We start from the raw sequence: 21,043 nt of genomic DNA, 5'->3' as shown, positions 1-21,043 counted from the left end.
TTGAATTTGAGAATTTTAAGCTGTCTTCTTATTATTTTTAATTAATAAAGCAAATATCAAACCGATAATCGCCATGCCAAAGAAGAATGCGAAAACCTTTTGAAAACCGATTAAACCGGTATTGGCAGGTAAATGATGATTTTGATTAGTTGTAACCAAAATCAATGTTGCTAAGCTGACGCCTAATGAGCCGAGCAATTGACGAACGGTTGTTATGATTGCAGTACCGTGAGGCAATAATTCTTCTGACAAAGAATTTCCACCCAAAGTTGTGGCAGGCATCATAACAAAGGCATTTCCGCCTTCAATTAATGCAGCAATCAAAATCATTGGCCAGATACTTAATTTCGTGTGGATGGCAAATAGTAAGAACCAACCGACAACAATCATTGACATACCGATTAATAAAGTCGATTTGAATCCGATTCGATCGGCAAGTTTACCAGTCAATGGATTCAAGATGCTGAGGACGATGGCTGGTGGAACTAAAGCCAAACCTGACATCAGAACCGAAGTATGCAAAATATTTTGATAATAAAGTGGATAAATAATTGTTACGACAATCAGTGAAATATAAGAGAATCCTGTGAGCAGAACTGCTAAGTCGAAATTGAAGTTTTTCATAACTTTCAAATCGAGTAGGGGTTCCTTTTTGGTTAACTGACGGCGAATAAATAAGAACGTTAATAAAAGACTGATGACGAGTAGAATCACCAAGTTAGTGCCAAAACTCTTAGTTGCTCCAGCTTGATTGACCACATAGAGCAGGCCAATGATACCAAGTAGGTAGACGGTTGAAATTAAATCCAGACTAGCTTTGTGACGAGGCATGACATCTTTGATATAAATAAGACCACTGATAAAAATTACGATCATAATTAACAAAAAGATGACGAATAGTCCTTGCCATTGAACAAAGTTTAGAACAATCCCGGAAATAATTGGACCACTAGCTAAAGCTGAGCCCATGACTAGTCCGGCGTAACCCATAGTTGCACCACGTTTTGACTCGGGTGTGATGGACATTAGAACAGATTGAAATGATGGGAATAAAACCCCGACACCGATAGCTTCCAAAGCCCGACCTAACATGGCGATGGGAAAGTTTGGTGCAATGATAATAACGAAAGTTCCGAGTGCAAAAATTGCGACAACACTTAAAAAGATTTTTTTGAATGAAAAGTTATTTAACAGCCATGGACTGATTGGCATCATGATACACATAATCAGCATGAAACCAGTAGTTAACCATTGGATTGTGGGAGCCGTAACACCGAAGAATTTCATCAAGGTTGGATAGGCAGTTGATAGTGATGACTGACTGATCGACATTGTAAAAGTTCCGGATAACAAAGTGATGATAAATAACTTACGAGCCAGGCTATTTTGAATTTCACCTTTATTCATAAAAATACCCCTTTCTTTTGTTTAGTCTAATAACAATTTAAGGATAGCCTAAAATAAAAACACTGTCCAATTGATTGATTAATTTATAACAATTTTGGCAGTGTTTTTAATGTCCATTATGTATTTAAGGTGGTGCCGTTTCCAGAGCTGAGAGCATTCATCTGCTGCGCGGAACGGCTCGAGCCAAAGAGCGGTCTCGAACCTCGGTTGAAGCCTTGCAAAACCAGCAAGTCTCCAACACGCCCGGTGGTGTAATGGCTAAAGCCATAACGCCACTTTCGCTGCTGATGAATGCTCTCAGCTCTTCCAACTCATTTGTTACAGATGTTTGTATTAATTATATTTTGGTTTCAAAAGTGGATTCAATATAAGAACATTTGAATGTTCCTATACTTAATTAATAATGATTAACTAGTCGGAAGAGCTGGGAAATATTTGTGTGCCGTGGTAGTGGTATAAGTACGGGAGGTATCTCCCGTACTTATACCACCGGACGTGTTTGGAGACTTGACGAACTGTGTCAAGACTTCAAACCGAGACTTGAGACCGTACTTTGGCTCAAGTCGTTCCGCACAGCTTGAGAATAGTTCCCAGCTCTGTAGACGGGATATTTAAATTTTAAAGGAACCAATCGCGGATACCATCTTTTATCATTTGCTTAGATCTATTAAATAAGTTTTGATGGTCAGTGTTTTCGATTTCGTCATATAGGTGAGTGTTTATTTTACTCAGAATATTGGCAAATTGATCAAGTTCTTCATCGGTCAAAGCATTTAGAAATTCGGGCACTGTTGATTCCATAGTAGCTGTTTGGCGTCCTAAATCAGTTATTCGAATAATTGTCATGCGGCGGTCGGTGGTCGACTTTTCTTTAGTGACCAGTTGTTTTTTAACTAATTTATTGACGAACTCAGCGGTCGATTGGGCGCTCAAGTCAAGTCGTGTAGCTAATTCTTTTTGTGAAAGACCATTAGATTGTGACAGGGCAAGCAGGATTTTACCTTGGCCTTGAAACATGAATTTTCTTTCGTCTTCATCGGTATTTCGATGGGCAACTTTGTCAGCAACGTGTCGCACCATACCGAATTCAATTAATTTTCCAGCGGCATTTTTTTGTTTAAGTAAATCAGGCATAAGCATTACCTCCAAAGGCTATTATACAGCTTAAATAAAAAATATTCAGGTGGCCTGATTAAAATGCTTGCATTTTTAGTCAGGTACCCTTATGATTAATTTTAATCAGGTGACCTGATGAATTAATAAAACAACGAGGCAATAAATAATGACACTAAATAATGCAATCGAAGTTAGCCACTTAACAAAAAAATTTAACGATAAAACAGCAGTTGATGATATTTCCTTTAACGTCAAACAAGGTGAGGTGTTCGGACTCTTGGGACCCAATGGTGCCGGGAAAACAACCACTTTGCGAATGATAACGACATTGTTAAAATCCACTAGCGGCACGGTCAAAATTTTTGGTCACGATACTGCTAGTGAAGGGAAGTTGGCCAGATCGATGTTTGGACTGACTGGGCAATATGCATCGGTTGATGAAGATATCTCCGCCCGTGAGAATTTAATGATTTTTTCAAGATTAAATGGTTTATCACGAGCAGATTCAAAAAAGCGGACCGAAGAATTGCTAGAAGAATTCTCACTGGTCAATTCAGCTGATAAGTCATTAAAAGATTTCTCAGGTGGGATGCGCCGCAGATTGGATTTGGCAGTTAGCTTGATTACTCGTCCGGCTTTGATTTTCCTAGACGAACCAACTACTGGATTGGACCCTCGAACTAGAACGCAAATGTGGGATACGATTAGAAAATTGGTAGCTCAGGGTTCCACAATTGTATTAACGACACAATATCTTGATGAAGCAGATCAATTGGCAGACAGAATTGCAGTTATCGATCACGGTAAATTAGTAAAAATCGGAACACCTTCAGAATTAAAGCAACAGATTGGTGGAACTAATTTAAGTTTTACTGTGAGTGATAATCAGCAAGTTGATTCAACGGTTAAATTAGTTACCGATAAATTAGGCGCAACTGTTCATCTGGCAGGGCAACGCTTGAGCACCAACTTGGCTGGAGTTGATCAATTATCAAAATTATTGGCAACTCTACAGCAGGATAAAATTTCAATTACTGATTTAACAGTCCAAGAACCATCTTTGGATGACGTATTTATGAATTTAACCGTTGGTAAAAATTAAAAAGGATAGAGGCTTTTATTATGGACGTACAAACACACCGTGGAAATTTAATTATGAATACTGCAACAATGGCTTACCGTAATTTATTAAAGACAATTCACAACCCTGATAGAATGATGGATGTAATTATCCAGCCGGTCATGTTTATGTTGATGTTTGGCTATTTATTCGGAGGTGCAATCGCCGGTAATGTTAAAAATTATTTACCAACAATTGTCCCCGGAATTTTGATTCAAACAATGCTTTCAGCGTCATCAGGTTCTGGTTCACAAATTAGAGAAGATTTGGATTCAGGAGTATATGATCGTTTCAAATCATTGCCAATGGCACATATTGCACCTTTGGCAGGTCAACTTTTCGCTGATATTCTAAGATTAACAATCGCCACAATAACTTCATTAACGACCGGTTATATCATGGGTTGGCGTCCAGCTGCCGGCTTCGGTGGAATTGTTGTCAGCGGATTACTTGCTATCTTTATCGGTTGGGCAATGTCTTGGATTTTCGCATTGCTAGGGATGTTAGCCAAGAGTGCCACAACGGTTGAAAGTTTCTCATTGATGATTATGTTGACTTTATCATTTCTATCAAATGCCTTTATTCCAATTCACACATTGTCAAAAACTATGCAAGTTATAGCATATATGAATCCCATTACTTATGTGATTATTGCTATCAGACAGATTTTGGCAACAGGTCGCTGGACCAATGAGGCCTTTCTAGTATTGATTTTTGGAATTATGATCGTGGTTGTATTTGCTCCATTAACAGTTTGGGCATATAACCGTAACAACTAAAAAACTGTGTTTTATTGCACGTTTCTGGCTGCGTATTTAAAACAAAAATAGTTATGTCACAGTTCAGTTTTTTTAATTCTTCAAAGTAAACAAAAAAGGTAAACAAAAAAACATGACTTCGATAAAATATCGAAATCATGTTTTTTTAACTAAAAGTATCATTGAAACGAGTTACAAACGACAGAAATTTAAACGGCCGCTCTGCACCCTCTTCTTTTTACTTGTCAGCCTTGTTTGTCATAATATCATCAATCAAACCATAGTCCTTAGCTTCTTGGGCTGTCATGTAGTTATCACGATCAGTATCCTTTTGAAGTTTTTCGAATGATTGGCCAGAATTATCAGCCAACATGTGGTTCAATCTCTTTCTTGTCTTCAAAATTTCTTGAGCAGCAATTTCAATTTCAGTCTGTTGACCTTGTGCGCCACCTAATGGTTGGTGAATAAGAACAGTTGAGTTTGGAAGTGCAAAACGTTTGCCCTTTGTACCTGATGACAAGATAACTGATCCCATTGATGCAGCTAATCCTGTAGCGATAGTTTGAACATCAGATTTAACAAAGTTCATTGTATCAACAATGGCTAAACCGTCGGTAACTGAACCACCGGGTGAGTTGATGTACATTGAAATATCTTTGTCTGAATCTTGAGCATCTAGGAATAGAAGTTCAGCAATGACTGTATTGGCCATTTGACTGTTAACTTCACCAGATAACATGATGATTCTATCTTTTAATAATCTTGAGTAAATATCATAGGCACGTTCGCCACGTGAGCTTTGTTCAATAACTGTAGGAACTAACATTTAAAATGCCTCCTGTTTTTAATTAGCACTCTTAATAGCACAGTGCTAATTTAGCATAATATGATTTGTGGGTCAACAAACAAACCTTAAAATATAAAAAAAATTAGGATTTGTACGATAACTTTTTCATTATCGCACAAATCCTATTGTTTTAATCATTGTTTGACTTGCTCTGAGACTTCTTTGGAATTAAATCCTGATTTTACACGTGACCAGATAATGTGGAATGTGTAAGCAGATGTGAATGCTAGACACCATGTAATCAAGTAACAAACGACAATGGCAACGATTGGATGAGCCAGAGCCAAATTGTGGCCGAAGATTCTCCAGATGATCTGGAACCAGAAAACGTTTGATAGGTATGCACGGTAAGCATAGACAGCTAAGAAGTGAAATACAGGTAGAGCCTTGGAGTTGTTGCGCAAATGATACATTGATAATGCGGCAACTAAACTAATAACTAATAATGCATACAAAGTCATTGATGGCTTGTAGTAAGGAGCATTAGTCAATTGAACAGGGAATCCATAAGCTGATAGTTCACTGTTCGTCCAATAATAAACGGCAATGATTGCTACAGCTAGGAAAATCCAAGTCTTTCTAATAATTGTTTCAAATTTTTCACGATATACCCAAGCGATAACACCAAATATTCCATAAATAACGAAACTAACAAATAGTCTATCTAATAGGTACCAGTTAGTAGCTTGGGGTCCGTGGAATACGTTGGCATCGTAAAAGTATAGCCATGCCGCATAGCCGACAACTGTCAAAGCAATTGCCCAGATAGCATTAGTAGTACTTTTCTTGACCCAATGTCCGAGTGCCCAGAAGAATGGCATTAAAATGATAAATTGAAGCATCATAGTGTTATACCACAGGTGCGGTGCAGCATTACCGTTTATAAAGTTCCATAAGAAACTGCCGACACTATTAAATTGATTTACTTGTTGAACGTCTGGAAATATTAGTAAATATGCCAATGTCCACCAAATTGTAGGTACAAAAAGAGCAGACCATTGTTTCTTCATATATCCACCATAGTTATTCCAGCTGTTGTTGCCAGTAGTTCTGGTAGTTGTGTATAAAATACCAAAAATAAAGGCTGGAGCTGTGAATTTAACTAGATTATAAATAATCCCAATAAATGTTTGGGCGTTGTCTGGTGGATTGGTGCCTAGAACGACACCAAGAACAGTCTGCATCATAACGGCAGTACAAGCGAAGACTTTCATGTAGTCCCCGATATCAGCGGGTCTTGTATTGTCTAATCTTGAATTCATTAGTCATTTCCCCTTTTGCTTGATTGTGAGATCAACAAAGGGACTTCTTACGAGCTAATATAATCGCTTCCAAAATAAATTGCAAATTAAATTTTTAGTTCAGAACGTTGAAAACTCAAAAATAACTTGATTAATTCATTACTGATTTCTCGTTGAATGTCGGTCAAATTACTAGCAGGTGAGCATAGAAAAATCGTTCTCTGCAATGGTTCGGGAGTCAGTCTAGCCAGTTGCACTTGCTCATCAATAGTCTGCCAAGTAACTGAAGGGATGAAACTTAATCCAATACCAGCTTCAATGAGACCACGGATAGTTGCTGGATCGTCAGTTTCGTACATGTAATTTAAAGAAATCCCTCGTTCGTTGAAATAACGGTCGATGGTATTTCGTAAGGGATTATTCTTAGTCAGACCGATAAATTTTTCACTTTTAATTTCTGTTGGGTTAATAAATTTCTTGGTATAGCCAAATTTGGAATTCCAACCAACGAAGATTTCTTCTTTTAATACAGGAACGTTTGTCAGATCTTTGAGTGGGTGACTGGTAACGATAAAGTCGAATTGTTTAAAGTCAGCTTCTCTGACCGTATGCTGTGCCAGACTTAGTCTAACATTTGGAAATTTATCTTTAATATTGGTTACAATACTGGGAATAAAAGGAGATGCCACTTCCAACAAGATTGAAATAGGTTGATCGGAATTATCAACTCCGCCTTGAACAGCATTAACACCACGATCCAATTCTTTCAAACTATCATTAACATAGCTGAAGAATAATCTACCAGCACGATTTAGTTTTAGAGTTCTACCAGTTCGATCAAACAGCTGGACTTGTAACTCGTCTTCCAATTGTTTGATGGTTTTACTGACAGCTGGTTGTGAAATATAGAGTATTTCAGCAGCTTTGGTAATACTTTCTTGATTCGCAACGACTGCAAAGCATTTTAATTGTGTTAAATTCATCCCAATATTCTCCATTCATAACCGTTTAGTTATGTATCATTCAATTTATGTATTATACATGTTATGATTACGCTTTTATACTAGGAAATGTGAGATCAGCAAATAAGGATGATTTGGAGGTGAATGTATGCGTACTTTATGGATATTCCCAGGACAAGGTGGACAACGTTCGGGGATGTTGGATAACGTACCACAGGATTTAAAAACTAAAGTTAAAGATTTGACTGGGGTTGAGTTGACCGATGATGAAGAGGCCTACAAAGATTCCATACAGATTCAATTAGGGATTTTGATTTTACAATTATTTAACATTAGACAGTTACACAGTATTGATGAAAAGCCTGATGTTGTTGCTGGGCATTCTTTAGGAGTGTTTGGTGCCGCAGTTGCTGCTGGAGTTTTGACGGAAGAAGATGCAATTAAGATTGTCTTTCTCCGTTCGACCAAGATGAAGGAAGCTTATCCAGTTGGATATGGCATGGGAGCAATTGTTGGATTGACTCGCAAGGAAGTAACCGCACTAGTTGAAAAGGTCAATGCGCCTGATGTTTATGTTTCAAATCAAAATTCAGAGTTGCAGATAGCATTGTCTGGCTCATTGGATGGTATCAAGAAAGTTTTGGCTTTAGCAAAAGACAATGGCGCTCAAAAGGCACTTATCTTGAAGGTACCGAATCCATCGCATTCACCGTTGATGCAATCAGCTGCCGATGCTTTGCGAGAAGCATTCAAGACAGTCGAATTGAAACGTCCCAATTGTACTTATCTAACTAATTACAACGGTCATGCCGTTCACACAGTAGATGAGGTTAAAAAGGATATGATCAACAATCTGATTTATCCGGTTTATTGGGACACGATGATGAGTGTTGCCAGTGAATTGGGTATTGATACAACGGTTGAAGTGATGCCGGGGCATGCATTCACCAAGTTGGTTCATTCTAAATTGCCTGATCTGAGAAATATTACCATGAGTGAAATGGGAATTGATGATACTGAATTTCTATTAAAAAAATGGAGGAAAATAAATGACTAAAAGAAGTTGGACTACACATCGTGATGCCAAAAACGCTAAGTTAGAAAAAGTTGCACCAATGATGGATGGTAAGTTTGTACAAACTGAAAACGCAAAGGAATTGTTGGAGGACTTAATTACCCCCGGAGACAAAGTTGTCTTGGAAGGAGATAACCAAAAGCAAGCTAGTTTCTTGTCAAAAGTATTAGCTTCGGTTGATCCAGAAAAAGTTCATGACCTACACATGATTATGTCATCTGTTTCAAGACCAGAACATTTGGATATTTTCGAAACAGGTATTGCTAGCAAGTTGGACTTTTCATTTGCCGGACCACAAAGTACTCGTATCTCACAAATGATTGCTGATGGAACAATGACCGTTGGTGATATCCATACATATCTTGAATTGTATGCACGTCTATACGTTGACTTGATTCCTAATGTCGTCCTAGTTGCTGCCGATAAAGTTGACCATGACGGTAACTTGTACACTGGTGCTAACACAGAAGAGACACCTGTAATCGTTGAATCAGCTGCTTTCAAAGACGGAATCGTTATTGTTCAAGCTAATGAAATCGTTGATAAAGTTCCACGTGTTGATATTCCTGGTGACTGGGTCGATGTTGTTATTCAAGCCGACCAACCATATCAACTAGAACCACTATTCACACGTGATCCACAAAATATTACCGAATTACAAATTCTGATGGGTATGATGGCAATCCGTGGTATCTATGAGAAACATAATGTACAAACAGTTAACCATGGTGTTGGTTTTAATACTGCCGCTATCGAACTATTGCTACCTACATATGGTGAACAACTAGGCTTGAAAGGCAAGATTGTTCCTAACTGGGAAGTTAACCCTACACCGACATTGATTCCTGCTATTGAAAGTGGCTGGGTCAAGACTATTCACAGTTTCGGTGGTGAAGTTGGTATGGAGAATTACATCGCTCACCGTCCTGACATTTTCTTCGTTGGTAAAGATGGAACAATGAGATCAAACCGTGCTTTTGGTCAAATGGCTGGTCAATATGCACTTGATATGTTCGTTGGTTCAACTCTACAAATTGATAAATATGGTAACTCTTCAACTGTTACAAATGGTCGTCTATCTGGATTCGGTGGTGCTCCTAACATGGGTAGTAACCCAACAGGCCGTCGTCACTCAACACCAGCATGGCAAAGTCTACGTCCAGACAATGATCCACTAGGCAAAGGACAAAAACTAGTCGTACAAATGGTTGAAACATTTGGCTCAAACAAGAAGCCAGTTTTCGTTGACCACTTGGATGCTGAAGAAGTTAGAAAAGAAGCTAAATTAGCTAATGTTCCTATCATGATCTATTCAGAAGATACAACTCATATCGTTACTGAAGAGGGTATCGCATACTTGTACAAGACAGATAGTATGGCTGAAAGACAAGCTGCTATTGAAGCTATTGCCGGAGTTACACCAGTTGGATTGAGAAGTGATCCTAAAAAACTTGCTGACTTACGTGCACGTGATATCGTCGCATTGCCAGAAGATCTTGATGTACATCGTAAGGAAGCTAAACGTTCACTTCTTGCTGCACAAACAATGGACGACTTAGTAAGCTGGTCAGATGGACTATATAATCCACCAGCTAAGTTCAGAAGTTGGTCATAAAATGCAAATTAAAACATCTGTTGCACAATTAGCAGTTGATGCTCTGAAGTGGGAAGTAAACTTTACCCCCAAGCCCGGATTAGTAGATGCATTATCCAATGGGTCACATGATGATATGGATTTAAATTTGTTCTTAAAGTCAGCTGATAGTTTACTATCGGGATTCCAACAGACAGCTGAAGTCAGTTTTGATCGAGACATCGATATTAATTTACGTGAAGATATCGGTGCAATCGGTAGACAGACAGAGGCGGACATGTTCCAAGCAACCAATGGGGTTAATACTCACAAAGGTGCTATCTGGACCATGAGTCTGTTGATAAGTGCTGCAAGCGCATTGCAGACCAATGATATAGGACAAATATTACTATCGGCGCAGACATTAGCTAATTTACCAGATAAATATGTTCCACAAAGTGCTAAGAAGACTCACGGTATGGCAACAAAGAAAAAGTATGCTTTATCGGGAGCTCGTGGTGAAGCTCAGAATGGATTTCCTAACATTAGAAAAGTTTTGAGTTACACGAATGATGCGGACGATTTGTGGATCCGTCGTTTGATGTTGTTATACAGCAATGTTAACGATACAAATATTGTTTATCGCAGTAATTTAAAAGTTCTGCAAATATTACAGAGAATTTCAAGAGAAATATTTGAAAGCAACACGCCGGTTATTGAGAATTCAAAGTTTGTCGAGTTGGAGAAATTCGTCAGTGAATACAATATTTCACCAGGTGGTTGTGCAGATTTATTTGCAGCAAGTTATTTTTTAGATAGTTTAGCGGATAGGGTAAATTAAGTATTCCGTCTACAGAGCTGGGAAATATTCACCAGCTCTTCCGACTAATTAATTGTTAAATGTAAAAATATTCAAATACCTTTTATATTCAGTTCATTTTGGATACTGGAATGTAATTGATGCGAATATTTATAATAAATTATCAATAAGCACTATGAATTAATTTAAAAAATGTAGGAGAAAATTAAATGGAAAAATTACATTATAAATTTGAAACTAAGAATCCCATTCAAAAACCAGTTCACATTGGTGTAGTTGCTTCTGGTGACCTTGAAGTAATCTTTCGCCCAACAGATTCTGATGAAACTGTTGTAAGTATTGTTACTGGTAGTGATGGTTTTAAAGAAGTTTGGAAAAACGTTTTGGACCGTTTCTTTGCAAGATATCCAATCCAAGCAAATATTGAAATCAATGACTTCGGTTCAACGCCCGGTGTCGTAAATCTTCGTTTAACTCAAGCAATGGAGGCATTACACGATGAAAAATAGTTTTGTTGAATTACATGCACGTGAACGTGCTGAGGCATTGCTTGACGATAATGCCCGTGAATTAGTTGGACCACTTGATAATATGATTTCACCACACTTGGAGCCACAAGGTATCGTGCCTGAAAGTGATGATGGTGTAGTTTTAATGCGTGGCACTATCAATGGTAAGAATGCTCTAGTTATTTCTATCGAAGGTAAATTCCAAGGCGGTGGTATTGGTGAGGTTAGTGGTGCCAAGATTGTTGCTGCATTGGAGAAGGCCTTAGAAGATAACAAGGCTGGAAAGACGATCTATCCAGTTATTGTTCTTGATACTGGTGGTGTTCGTCTACAAGAGGCTAACTATGGTTTGCTTTCAATTTCAGAAATCCATAATGCCGTTATTGCTTTGAAGAAGTATGTTCCAGTTATCGGTCTAGTTCCTGGACGTGTTGGTTCATTCGGTGGTATGTCAATTACTGCTTCAATTCTTTCATATTTAATTGCTACTAAGAAAGCTAGAATCGCTCTAAACGGACCAGAAGTTATTGAACAAGAGGCTGGCGTTCGTGAGTTTGATTCCAGCGATAAAGATTTGATTTGGAATACATTGGGTACTAAACAAAGATTAGCAACTGGACTTGTTGATGAAGTTGTCGATGATACAGTTGATGACATTAAAAAGTCAGTTTCAGATGCTATTGACGCTAAAAAAGATGCTCACAGAACTGAACATGTCGATTTCTACCTATCATTGTTGGATCAACTTGATCCTAGTAAGAAACTTGATATTGAAGGATATCGTAAGCTTTACCCAGAAATTAAGGCTGAAAAACATGTTATTGCTGATGCGGTTGAAGGAAACGAACCAGGTACAAAGAGCCGTGGCCGTCTATGGTTTGAAAAACTAACAGGTATCAAGAACGCCAAAAGTTCTGTATCTACAGTTTTGCACGCTGAAAAAGATGGTAAGGAATATGTTGCGATTGTCCCTGATGCTGACAATAAGTTTCCTCGTGTCCGTGACGGTGAAGTAGGTCTTGAAGAAGGATTTGCTGTTGCAAGTATCGTCAACAAAGTTGTTGCTGATGATGCTGACAAGGATGTAAAACGTCCTATCATCATGGTTGTTGATGTACCTAGTCAAGCTTATGGTTATCAAGAAGAATTAATTGGTATCCACGTTGCCTTGGGTTCAAGTGCTGCAGCATATGCTAAGGCTCGTCAAGCTGGACACCCAGTTATCGCCTTTATTCCGGGGGATGCTGTCTCAGGTGGTTTCTTAGCACATGGTCTACAATCAAATAGATTGATTGCCTTGGACGATACATCAATCACTATCCAAGCCATGTCAAAAGCCAGTGCTGCACGTATTACACAACGTACAATTGCTGAACTTGAGGAAGCTACCAAGCATGTTCCAGCAATGGCTTATGATATCGACAATTATGAAAAACTGGGTGCTCTATATAAGCTAGTTAAGGGTATCGGTTCATATGAAGCTACTGACGAAAATGTAACTAAGATCAATTCAATTATTGATGAAGCTATCCAAAGTACAGTTGGCAAACCAACAGATTTGCATTTCCGTTATGAAACACCTATCGCTGTTGCAAGTGGTCGTAAGGCTACAAATGCAGTTCGTAAGGCAGTCTTTGAACAATGGAATGCATAGAGCTTTTACCACACAGTTTAGTTAAAATTGATCCTGAAGAATTTTTTAGTGATGAAAAAAAGCCTGAATGGGTGGTCGATAGTTTGATCAAAGTGCCATTGGTGATAGTTCGTCGTGGAAATGTTATTGATGGCAAAGTACCAGTAGGTGTTAGAGGCGTCAAACGTGAGCAGAGATTTGCCGGCTATATTCCTATTAAGTCCGTGGTATCAGAAAATATAATCACTCCGGACTCACTGATACATGATTCGTGGGATGTATTTTCGAAAAGTCGTCGAGAGTTACCGGCAATCAATGCTTTACCAAAAATTGTTCCCATTTTGAAAGAATATAAGTGGGGAATTGGCGGTAGCGTTGGCTTTGAATTGGCTAGTCGACAAGCAACTGCTAATAGCAGTAGTGACTTGGATTTGATTTTATATGAAAAGAATCGTTTATCACGTGAAGAGGCAAGCGCACTTCTAAAACAGTTGAATCAATTTGGAGTTCACGCGGATTTACAAGTTGTTCACGGTCAAAAAGGCTTTTCGTTAGAAGAGTTTGTAAATGATACTAGTGAAACAATATTAGTTAAAACTGCTAATGGACCAAAACTTTCGCGAGATCCGTGGACAGAAATAGAGAAGGATTAAAATCTTGGATAATTTTCCAAGATTTTTTTGGTAGACAATGGAATTTTTAACAGATGACAAAATTAAATTGGATTATAACGTTTATGGAACTGGAAAGCCGGTTGTCTTGATTGCTGGATTCGGGGGCTATCAGCAGATAATGGAAATTACAGATTGAATATTTGGTAAATATGGGTTATCAGGTGGTAACTTATGATCATCGTAGCCATGGTGCATCTCAACGAACTAATCAGGGATTAAATATCATGCGTTTGATTACCGATTTACATGAGTTGATAGAGTTCTTGCATTTGGATAAACCTTTGCTGATTGGTCACTCCATGGGGGCAAGTATTTGTTATGGCTTTTTAGCGAGATATGAAAATGTGGCAGCAGTTATGGGCATCGACCAAACAGTCAAAATGTTAAATGATTCCAGTTGGAACTACGGATTTATGAATATTAATAAAGATAATTATCGTGTTGCAACTGCCACAGCTGCCAATGTTCATGAGACTTTGAGGGGAATAGATCCACGTATCATATCAGATTTAAATGATGCTAAGAATAAGAATCCTTTTGATAGAAGTTCAAATCTACCTTTACTATATGATCATGTAACAAAAGATTGGCGAGAGGCTTTAGAAAAAAGCAGTCATCCAGTTATGCTAGTGGCCGCCCAAGATAGTCCATATTATAATTCTGATTTTGCGAAGTTGATGTCTGATTCATGTAATAATGTCACATCTGCTGTGGTAGATAATTCTGGACATGATATTATGGCCGAAGTTCCTGACCAGTTTAATCAGTTGTTGCGGCATTTCGTATTGTCTAATCGAAGATATCAATAGTTCTTGTAGGGATAGGCGAGAACTCCCATATAATCACCCATATCAGTAGTTCGGAGATGATTTGGCGGGTTCATCTAACATAACTTTCTTCCATTATTCATAGTTACATCATATAAAACTTAAAAACCAAAAAATAAGAGGATATTTCGGATGTAAAACCCGAAGTATTCTCTTATTTTCTCTGGATAATATTCTGTTTAAACTCTAATTAAATTAGAAATGTTGTTTTATCAACACTTACAAGCAAAACTTTGTGAAACAAATGTATCAGGTAAGATTTAAGCGGAGATGTTCATATTGTGAAAGCTTTTTTGTACAAAAAAAACGCCAGTCTTAATTGACTGGCGACTCTAAATTTAGTTCCCACTTATTTTTTCCGTGGCTCATTCGTGACTCACTTTTGATACATATTATCGAAAACTATCGAAAAACTTAAAACTAAGAATGCTGATATATCAGCTATTCAAGGCTATTTGTAAAACATAGCCGTTACTAAATGCGCCATGCGGGAGTCGAACCCGCATTTCAGGAACCGGAATCCTGCGTGCGATCCATTACACTAACAGCGCCTTACTCTCATACCACTATCTTATTCTATCGCACACCCGAGTAAAAAGTAAATCATGAAAAAAATAATATAAATTTAACTTTTTGCGACCATATGACTTGATATTTTCACAAGAGAGTTTATACTTATAACTGTGCTTGAGAGATGGATTTAATTCATCTGGGCTTTTATTTTTTGAGTACATGGGTCGTAAATGGACATACAGGGACAGTAATTGCCCCATGGAGTATATCAAATGACTAATAATGAAGATTTAGAATTGCTGGATTTAGTTGCCCCAGACTTCATTAAGACTCTGGAAAAGCGATTTAAAATACTTCAGAGTATCTCATTAATGGAGCCGGTCGGACGCAGAGTGTTAGCCGATGATCTTAACATCACTGAACGTGGTTTAAGAACTGAAACCGATCTACTAAAGAAACAAGGTTTACTTATTTCTTCAAAATCTGGGATGTCTTTGACAAGAACAGGTAGCGACGTAGTAGCTCGATTGACCGATGTATTAGCTAATTACCAAGGAACAGCTCTTTTAGAGAAGCAGTTGAGCCAGAAGCTTGGAATTAGTCGTTGTATCGTTTTACCTGGTAACGCTGATAAGCAATATCGGGTGGTTGATTCATTCGGAAGAAGACTTAATCAACTCTTAGGATCACTTTTACCATCTGGACAGTCAATGATTTCTGTCACTGGTGGAAGTACCTTGGCACGTGTAGCTCGAAATCTTTCACCTGATTTATCGAAAAACCGTCAGTTGGTATTTGTACCAGCTCGTGGTGGAGTAGGGGAGTCGGTAACGATTCAAGCAAACAGTGTCTGTGCAGAGATGGCTTTGAAAACTCAAGGTCAGTACCGCGCAATGTACCTTCCTGAGGACATTAGCGAAAAAAGTTTTGAATCTTTGCAAAAAGAGACTTCAATTAAATCGGTTCTTGAACTAATATATAGAAGTAATGTTGTGATTCACAGCATTGGCACGGCAAGTATTATGGCCGACCGGAGAAATCTTTCCGAAAAGGAACAAAGTATTGTTGACAGTGGTAAAGCTGTTTCCGAAGCTTTTGGTGATTTCTTTGATCGAAGTGGTAAACTTGTATATAAGGTACCTAGGATTGGACTTCACGTCCAGGACCTTGATAAAATAGAACATGTGATTGCAATTGCCGGTGGTCAAAGTAAGGCTGAAGCAATTCAATCATATATGAAAAACGCACCTCATCATACAGTATTAATTACTGATGAAGGTGCCTCAAAGCTGATTTTAAGGGATAACCCTTTAAAATAATATTTTTTTGATTTCCTGAAGGAGGAATTTTTGTATGACTACAAAAGTTGGTATTAATGGATTTGGCCGTATCGGTCGTTTGGCATTCCGCCGTATCGCTGCACTTCAAGCAGCTGGCAAGACAGATTTGGAAGTTGTTGCAATTAACGATTTAACTTCACCTGCTATGCTTGCTCACCTATTGAAGTACGATACAGCTCATGGTAACTTCGAAATTGACAAGATCACTGCTGAAGATGCAGCTATCGTTGTTGATGGTAAGAAGATCCCTGTATATGCTGAAATGAACGCTGCAGACCTTAAATGGGTTGCTAACGACGGTGTTGACATCGTTCTTGAATGTACTGGTTTCTACACATCATCAGAAAAAGCACAAGCTCACCTTGATGCTGGTGCAAAACGTGTATTGATCTCAGCTCCATCAGGTAACATGCCTACAGTTGTTTACGGTGTTAACGATGACGTTCTAACAAACGACGTTAAGATTGCTTCAGCTGGTTCATGTACAACAAACTGTCTTGCACCTCTAGCAAATGCCGTAAACGAAGAATTCGGTATTAAAGCTGGTACAATGACAACTATCCATGCTTACACAGCTACTCAAAAACTTCAAGATGGTCCAGAACGTAAAGGTAATGTTCGTGCTGCACGTGCTGCTGCTGCTAACATCATCCCTCACTCAACTGGTGCTGCCAAAGCCTTAGGTATGGTTGTTCCTGCATTGAAGGGTAAGCTTGATGGACATGCACAACGTGTTCCAGTTATTACTGGTTCAGTTACAGAATTAGTTGCAACTCTTGGTAAAGAAGTTACAGTTGACGAAGTAAACGCTGCTGTTAAGAAGTATACAGAAAACAACCCTTCATTCGGTTACAACGATGATGAAATCGTATCTTCAGACGTTATCGGTACATCATTCGGTTCAATCTTTGACCCAACACAAACACAAATTGTTGGTTCAGGTGACTCACAAGTTGTAAAGACTGTTGCTTGGTATGACAACGAATCAGGATTTACTGCACAAATGGTTCGTACACTTGAAAAATTTGCTACATTAGACTAATTCATTAGTTTAACTAGTAACTAATTTAAGATAAAACCTAATTTAGTGTGATTTAAATTGGCGGAGGGAGGATAACTCCTTCCGCCTTTTTTTAAGGAAAATATTGGAGGATTTATTTACAATGGCTAAACTTATTGTTTCTGACGTTGACGTAAAAGGCAAAAAAGTCTTGATGCGTGTAGATTTCAACGTTCCTATTAAAGATGGTGTTGTCGGCGATACAAACCGTATCGTTGGTGCTATCCCAACAATCAAATATGTTTCAGAACATGGTGGAAAGGTTATCTTGCTATCTCACTTGGGTCGTATTAAGAGTGATGAAGACAAGAAAGCTTTGTCATTGAAGCCAGTTGCTGCAAAACTTCAAGAATTAAGTGGAATGCCTGTTAAGTTCGTACCTGTTAACGAAGGTAAAGAACTTGAAGACGCTGTTAACGAATTAAAAGACGGCGAAATTCTACTTATGGAAAACACACGTTTCCAAGATATCGACAACGATTTCGGCAAACGTGAAAGCAAGAACGATCCTAAACTTGGCGAATACTGGGCATCACTTGGTGACGTATTTATCAACGATGCTTTCGGTACAGCCCACAGAAGCCATGCTTCAAACGTTGGTATCTCAACAGCTATGAAAGCTGCTGGCAAGCCCGTTGCTGCTGGCTTCTTGATGGAAAAGGAAATCAAGTTCTTAGGTAACGCCGTTGCTAACCCTGTACACCCATTCGTAACAATTCTTGGTGGTGCTAAGGTTTCAGATAAGATCGGTGTTATTGAAAACTTAATTCCAAAATCAGACCACATTATCATCGGTGGTGGTATGGCTTATACATTCTTAGCTGCACAAGGCCACAAGATTGGTAAGTCACTATTCGAAGCAGATAAAGTTGAACTAGCTAAGGACCTCCTTCAAAAAGCTGACGACAAGATCGTACTTCCTGTAGACCACATTGTTGCTAAAGAATTCTCAAACGATGCTGATGCAACAACTACTGATGGTGTTGATATTCCTGATGACGAAATGGCTCTTGATATCGGACCTAAGACAGTTAAATTGTTCCAAGACACTCTAAAGGGTGCTAAGACTGTTGTATGGAATGGACCAATGGGTGCATTCGAAATGAGCAAATTTGCTGAAGGTACTCTAGAAGTTGGACGTGCTATGGGTAACTTGTCAGATGCTATTACTATCGTTGGTGGTGGTGACTCAACTGCTGCTGCTAAGAGTCTTGGTATTGCTGATAAGCTAACACACATCTCAACTGGTGGTGGTGCTTCACTTGAATATCTTGAAGGTAAGACATTACCTGGTATCGATTCAATCACAAACAAATAGTCATTAAGGAGAAATATTTATGCGTACACCTATTATTGCGGGTAACTGGAAGATGAACAAAAATCCTAAAGAAACCCAAGAATTTTTAGACGGTATCAAAGGTAAATTACCAGAATCTGGCGTAGAAACTATTATTGGTGCTCCAGCCATTGACCTTACAACACTTGTTGCAGGTGCCGAAGGTACACCATTAAAGACTGCTGCTGAAAACTCATACTTTGAAGAATCTGGTGCATTTACTGGTGAAACTTCACCAAAGGCTCTTGACGAAATGGGTATTGACTATGTAATTATTGGTCACTCAGAAAGACGTCAATACTTCGGTGAAACTGATGAAGACATTAACAAGAAAGCTCACGCTATCTTGAAGAACAACATGTTGCCTATCATCTGCTGTGGTGAAACTCTAGAACAACGTGAAGCTGGCAAGGCTGAAGACTGGGTTACTGGTCAAATCGAAAATGCTGTTAAAGGTATTTCTGCTGCTGACTTAGCTAAATCAGTTATCGCTTACGAACCAATCTGGGCTATCGGTACTGGTAAGACTGCTACTGCTGACCAAGCACAAGAAATGGTTCATGTAATCCGTGAAAAGGTTGCTAGTCTTTACGATGCAGATACTGCTGACAAAGTACGTATCCTTTACGGTGGTTCTGTTAAACCAGCCAATGTTAAAGAATTAATGGCTAAAGAAGATATTGATGGTGGACTTGTTGGTGGTGCATCAATGGATCCAGAATCATTTATCGCTTTAGCAACTTTCAATAAATAATAACTTTGCTGTTAGATATTTATTTTAAGCGTTAAAAAGGTTAAAATTAGTTTGTAATAAAATCATAAAGGAGATTTTTAAAATATGTCTGTAATTACTGATATTTTAGGCCGTGAAGTTCTTGATTCACGTGGTAACCCAACTGTTGAAGTTGAACTATATACTGAACTAGGTGGCTTTGGCCGCGCACTTGTTCCATCAGGTGCTTCAACTGGTGAACACGAAGCTGTTGAATTACGTGATGGCGACAAATCACGTTTTGGTGGCAAGGGTGTTCTTAAAGCCGTTGCTAACGTAAACGACAAGATTGCTAAAAAGGTTATCGGCATGGATGCTACTGACCAACGTGCAATTGACCAAGCAATGATCGACTTAGATGGTACACCTAACAAGGGTGAACTTGGTGCTAACGCTATTCTTGGTGTTTCACTAGCTGCTGCTCGTGCTGCTGCTGACGAATTAGGTCTTCCATTGTACGAATATCTTGGTGGTCCTAATGCTCACGTAATGCCAACACCTATGATGAACGTTATCAATGGTGGTAAGCATGCTGACAACAACGTTGACTTCCAAGAATTCATGATCGTTCCCGTTGGTGCAAAATCAATGCGTGAAGCTGTTCGTATGGGTTCAGAAACATTCCACTCACTTAAAGCTGTTCTTGAAAGCCGTGGCTTGAACACAGCCGTTGGTGATGAAGGTGGATTTGCTCCTGACCTTGAAAACAACGAAGCTCCTTTCAAGATTTTGGTTGAAGCTATTGAAAAGGCTGGTTACAAACCTGGCGAAGACGTTGCTATTGGTTTTGACTGTGCTTCATCAGAATTCTACAATGCTGAAACACACAAGTACGAACTAAAGGGTGAAGGCGAAAACGGTGCTGTTCTTTCAACAGACGAATTTATCGACTTGCTTGCTGGTATCGTTGACAAGTACCCAGTTATTACAATCGAAGATCCTATCGATGAAAATGAATGGGAAGACTGGCAAAAAGTTACTGCTAAACTTGGTAAGAAAGTACAACTTGTTGGTGATGACTTGTTCGTTACAAACACAGACTACTTGAAGAAGGGTATTGAAATGGGAGTTTCAAACTCAATCCTTATCAAGCTTAACCAAATCGGTACACTTACAGAAACATTCGAAGCTATCGAAATGGCTAAAGAAGCTGGCTTTACAGCCGTTGTTTCTCACCGTTCAGGTGAAACAGAAGATACTACAATTGCTGACCTTGTTGTTGCTACAAACGCAGGTCAAATCAAGACTGGTTCAATGAGCCGTACAGACCGTATTGCTAAGTACAACCAATTGATGAGAATTGAAGATCAACTTGGCGACCAAGCTGAATACAAAGGTATCAAGAGTTTCTACAACTTGAAGAAATAATTACAAATAAGTAATGAATTAAACAGCCTTAGGGCTGTTTTTTTTGTACAATAAAATAGGTGGTAATTAAGAATCTAGGGTATTGAAAAATG

General features: G+C 38.6%; 19 protein-coding genes and 1 tRNA gene. 14 read left to right on the top strand and 6 right to left on the bottom strand.

The genetic code is table 11. The annotated features are described in order from the left end of the window. Window positions 1–15: 15 nt before the first annotated feature. Both JP39_RS07945 and JP39_RS07940 read right to left on the bottom strand, forming a co-directional pair. Window positions 16–1,407, bottom strand: a complete 1,392-nt coding sequence (locus tag JP39_RS07945) for a DHA2 family efflux MFS transporter permease subunit (RefSeq protein ID WP_041501733.1) — start codon at window positions 1,405–1,407, stop codon at window positions 16–18. Window positions 1,408–2,025: 618 nt separating this feature from the next. Beyond that, window positions 2,026–2,541 carry a MarR family winged helix-turn-helix transcriptional regulator gene (locus JP39_RS07940; protein WP_053085034.1) on the bottom strand — a complete coding sequence of 172 codons (516 nt, stop codon included), beginning with the start codon at window positions 2,539–2,541 and terminating at the stop codon, window positions 2,026–2,028. A gap of 148 nt (window positions 2,542–2,689) precedes the next feature. On the opposite strand from JP39_RS07940, the gene JP39_RS07935 reads away from it, so the two are divergent. Together JP39_RS07935 and JP39_RS07930 are read left to right on the top strand one after the other, a co-directional pair. Next, window positions 2,690–3,625, top strand: coding sequence for an ATP-binding cassette domain-containing protein (locus tag JP39_RS07935; RefSeq protein ID WP_048698731.1), 936 nt, complete (start codon window positions 2,690–2,692; stop codon window positions 3,623–3,625). A 20-nt stretch (window positions 3,626–3,645) separates the two neighbouring features. Then, window positions 3,646–4,422, top strand: a complete 777-nt coding sequence (locus JP39_RS07930) for an ABC transporter permease (protein WP_041501734.1) — start codon at window positions 3,646–3,648, stop codon at window positions 4,420–4,422. A 217-nt stretch (window positions 4,423–4,639) separates the two neighbouring features. Here the strand turns inward: JP39_RS07930 and clpP are convergent, their stop codons facing one another. The 3 genes from clpP to JP39_RS07915 form a co-directional block, all read right to left on the bottom strand. Continuing rightward, complete coding sequence (gene clpP / locus JP39_RS07925; RefSeq protein ID WP_041501735.1) at window positions 4,640–5,227, bottom strand: ATP-dependent Clp endopeptidase proteolytic subunit ClpP; 588 nt, start codon at window positions 5,225–5,227, stop codon at window positions 4,640–4,642. A 155-nt stretch (window positions 5,228–5,382) separates the two neighbouring features. Further along, entirely contained in the window at window positions 5,383–6,510 is a 1,128-nt protein-coding gene (locus JP39_RS07920; RefSeq protein ID WP_041501736.1) for an acyltransferase, read from the bottom strand. A gap of 86 nt (window positions 6,511–6,596) precedes the next feature. Continuing rightward, a complete protein-coding gene (locus JP39_RS07915) occupies window positions 6,597–7,472 on the bottom strand; it encodes a LysR family transcriptional regulator (protein WP_041501737.1) in 876 nt (291 codons plus the stop codon). A gap of 127 nt (window positions 7,473–7,599) precedes the next feature. On the opposite strand from JP39_RS07915, the gene JP39_RS07910 reads away from it, so the two are divergent. From JP39_RS07910 to JP39_RS07880, 7 genes are all read left to right on the top strand, one after another. Next, window positions 7,600–8,508: an ACP S-malonyltransferase gene (locus JP39_RS07910; protein ID WP_041501738.1), complete on the top strand. Its 909-nt coding sequence runs from the start codon at window positions 7,600–7,602 to the stop codon at window positions 8,506–8,508. Continuing rightward, window positions 8,501–10,141, top strand: coding sequence for a malonate decarboxylase subunit alpha (gene mdcA, locus JP39_RS07905; protein ID WP_041501739.1), 1,641 nt, complete (start codon window positions 8,501–8,503; stop codon window positions 10,139–10,141). The genes JP39_RS07910 and mdcA overlap by 8 nt, the downstream gene beginning before the upstream one ends. A 1-nt stretch (window position 10,142) precedes the next feature. Beyond that, window positions 10,143–10,940 (top strand): triphosphoribosyl-dephospho-CoA synthase, encoded by a 798-nt coding sequence (locus tag JP39_RS07900; protein WP_041501740.1) that lies wholly within the window; start codon window positions 10,143–10,145, stop codon window positions 10,938–10,940. Between the two features lie 188 nt (window positions 10,941–11,128). Continuing rightward, window positions 11,129–11,428 carry a malonate decarboxylase subunit delta gene (locus tag JP39_RS07895; RefSeq protein ID WP_041501741.1) on the top strand — a complete coding sequence of 100 codons (300 nt, stop codon included), beginning with the start codon at window positions 11,129–11,131 and terminating at the stop codon, window positions 11,426–11,428. Further along, window positions 11,418–13,082 (top strand): biotin-independent malonate decarboxylase subunit beta, encoded by a 1,665-nt coding sequence (gene mdcD, locus JP39_RS07890; protein WP_041501742.1) that lies wholly within the window; start codon window positions 11,418–11,420, stop codon window positions 13,080–13,082. Before JP39_RS07895 ends, mdcD begins: the two co-directional genes overlap by 11 nt. Further along, window positions 13,070–13,714: a malonate decarboxylase holo-ACP synthase gene (locus tag JP39_RS07885; RefSeq protein WP_041501743.1), complete on the top strand. Its 645-nt coding sequence runs from the start codon at window positions 13,070–13,072 to the stop codon at window positions 13,712–13,714. Before mdcD ends, JP39_RS07885 begins: the two co-directional genes overlap by 13 nt. Before the next feature lie 170 nt (window positions 13,715–13,884). Continuing rightward, window positions 13,885–14,544: an alpha/beta fold hydrolase gene (locus tag JP39_RS07880; protein ID WP_245626375.1), complete on the top strand. Its 660-nt coding sequence runs from the start codon at window positions 13,885–13,887 to the stop codon at window positions 14,542–14,544. A gap of 497 nt (window positions 14,545–15,041) precedes the next feature. Here JP39_RS07880 and JP39_RS07875 read toward each other — a convergent pair. Then, window positions 15,042–15,113: transfer RNA gene (locus JP39_RS07875), tRNA-Arg, on the bottom strand. A gap of 234 nt (window positions 15,114–15,347) precedes the next feature. On the opposite strand from JP39_RS07875, the gene JP39_RS07870 reads away from it, so the two are divergent. The 5 genes from JP39_RS07870 to eno all read left to right on the top strand — a co-directional run bounded on the left by JP39_RS07870 (window position 15,348) and on the right by eno (window position 20,951). Further along, complete coding sequence (locus JP39_RS07870; protein ID WP_041501744.1) at window positions 15,348–16,394, top strand: sugar-binding transcriptional regulator; 1,047 nt, start codon at window positions 15,348–15,350, stop codon at window positions 16,392–16,394. 34 nt (window positions 16,395–16,428) lie between these two features. After that, entirely contained in the window at window positions 16,429–17,457 is a 1,029-nt protein-coding gene (gene gap, locus JP39_RS07865) for a type I glyceraldehyde-3-phosphate dehydrogenase (RefSeq protein ID WP_041501745.1), read from the top strand. 121 nt (window positions 17,458–17,578) lie between these two features. Then, window positions 17,579–18,793 carry a phosphoglycerate kinase gene (locus tag JP39_RS07860; RefSeq protein ID WP_041501746.1) on the top strand — a complete coding sequence of 405 codons (1,215 nt, stop codon included), beginning with the start codon at window positions 17,579–17,581 and terminating at the stop codon, window positions 18,791–18,793. A 19-nt stretch (window positions 18,794–18,812) separates the two neighbouring features. Next, on the top strand, window positions 18,813–19,565 hold the full coding sequence (tpiA, locus tag JP39_RS07855) for a triose-phosphate isomerase (RefSeq protein ID WP_041501747.1): 753 nt from the start codon (window positions 18,813–18,815) through the stop codon (window positions 19,563–19,565). An 84-nt stretch (window positions 19,566–19,649) separates the two neighbouring features. Further along, on the top strand, window positions 19,650–20,951 hold the full coding sequence (gene eno / locus JP39_RS07850) for a phosphopyruvate hydratase (RefSeq protein ID WP_041501748.1): 1,302 nt from the start codon (window positions 19,650–19,652) through the stop codon (window positions 20,949–20,951). Window positions 20,952–21,043 lie beyond the last annotated feature (92 nt).

Origin of the sequence: Companilactobacillus heilongjiangensis (assembly GCF_000831645.3) — a bacterium.
Lineage (GTDB): Bacteria > Bacillota > Bacilli > Lactobacillales > Lactobacillaceae > Companilactobacillus > Companilactobacillus heilongjiangensis.
The sequence above is the reverse complement of the archived record's forward strand: the minus strand, read 5'-3'. Positions and strand labels throughout refer to the sequence as shown.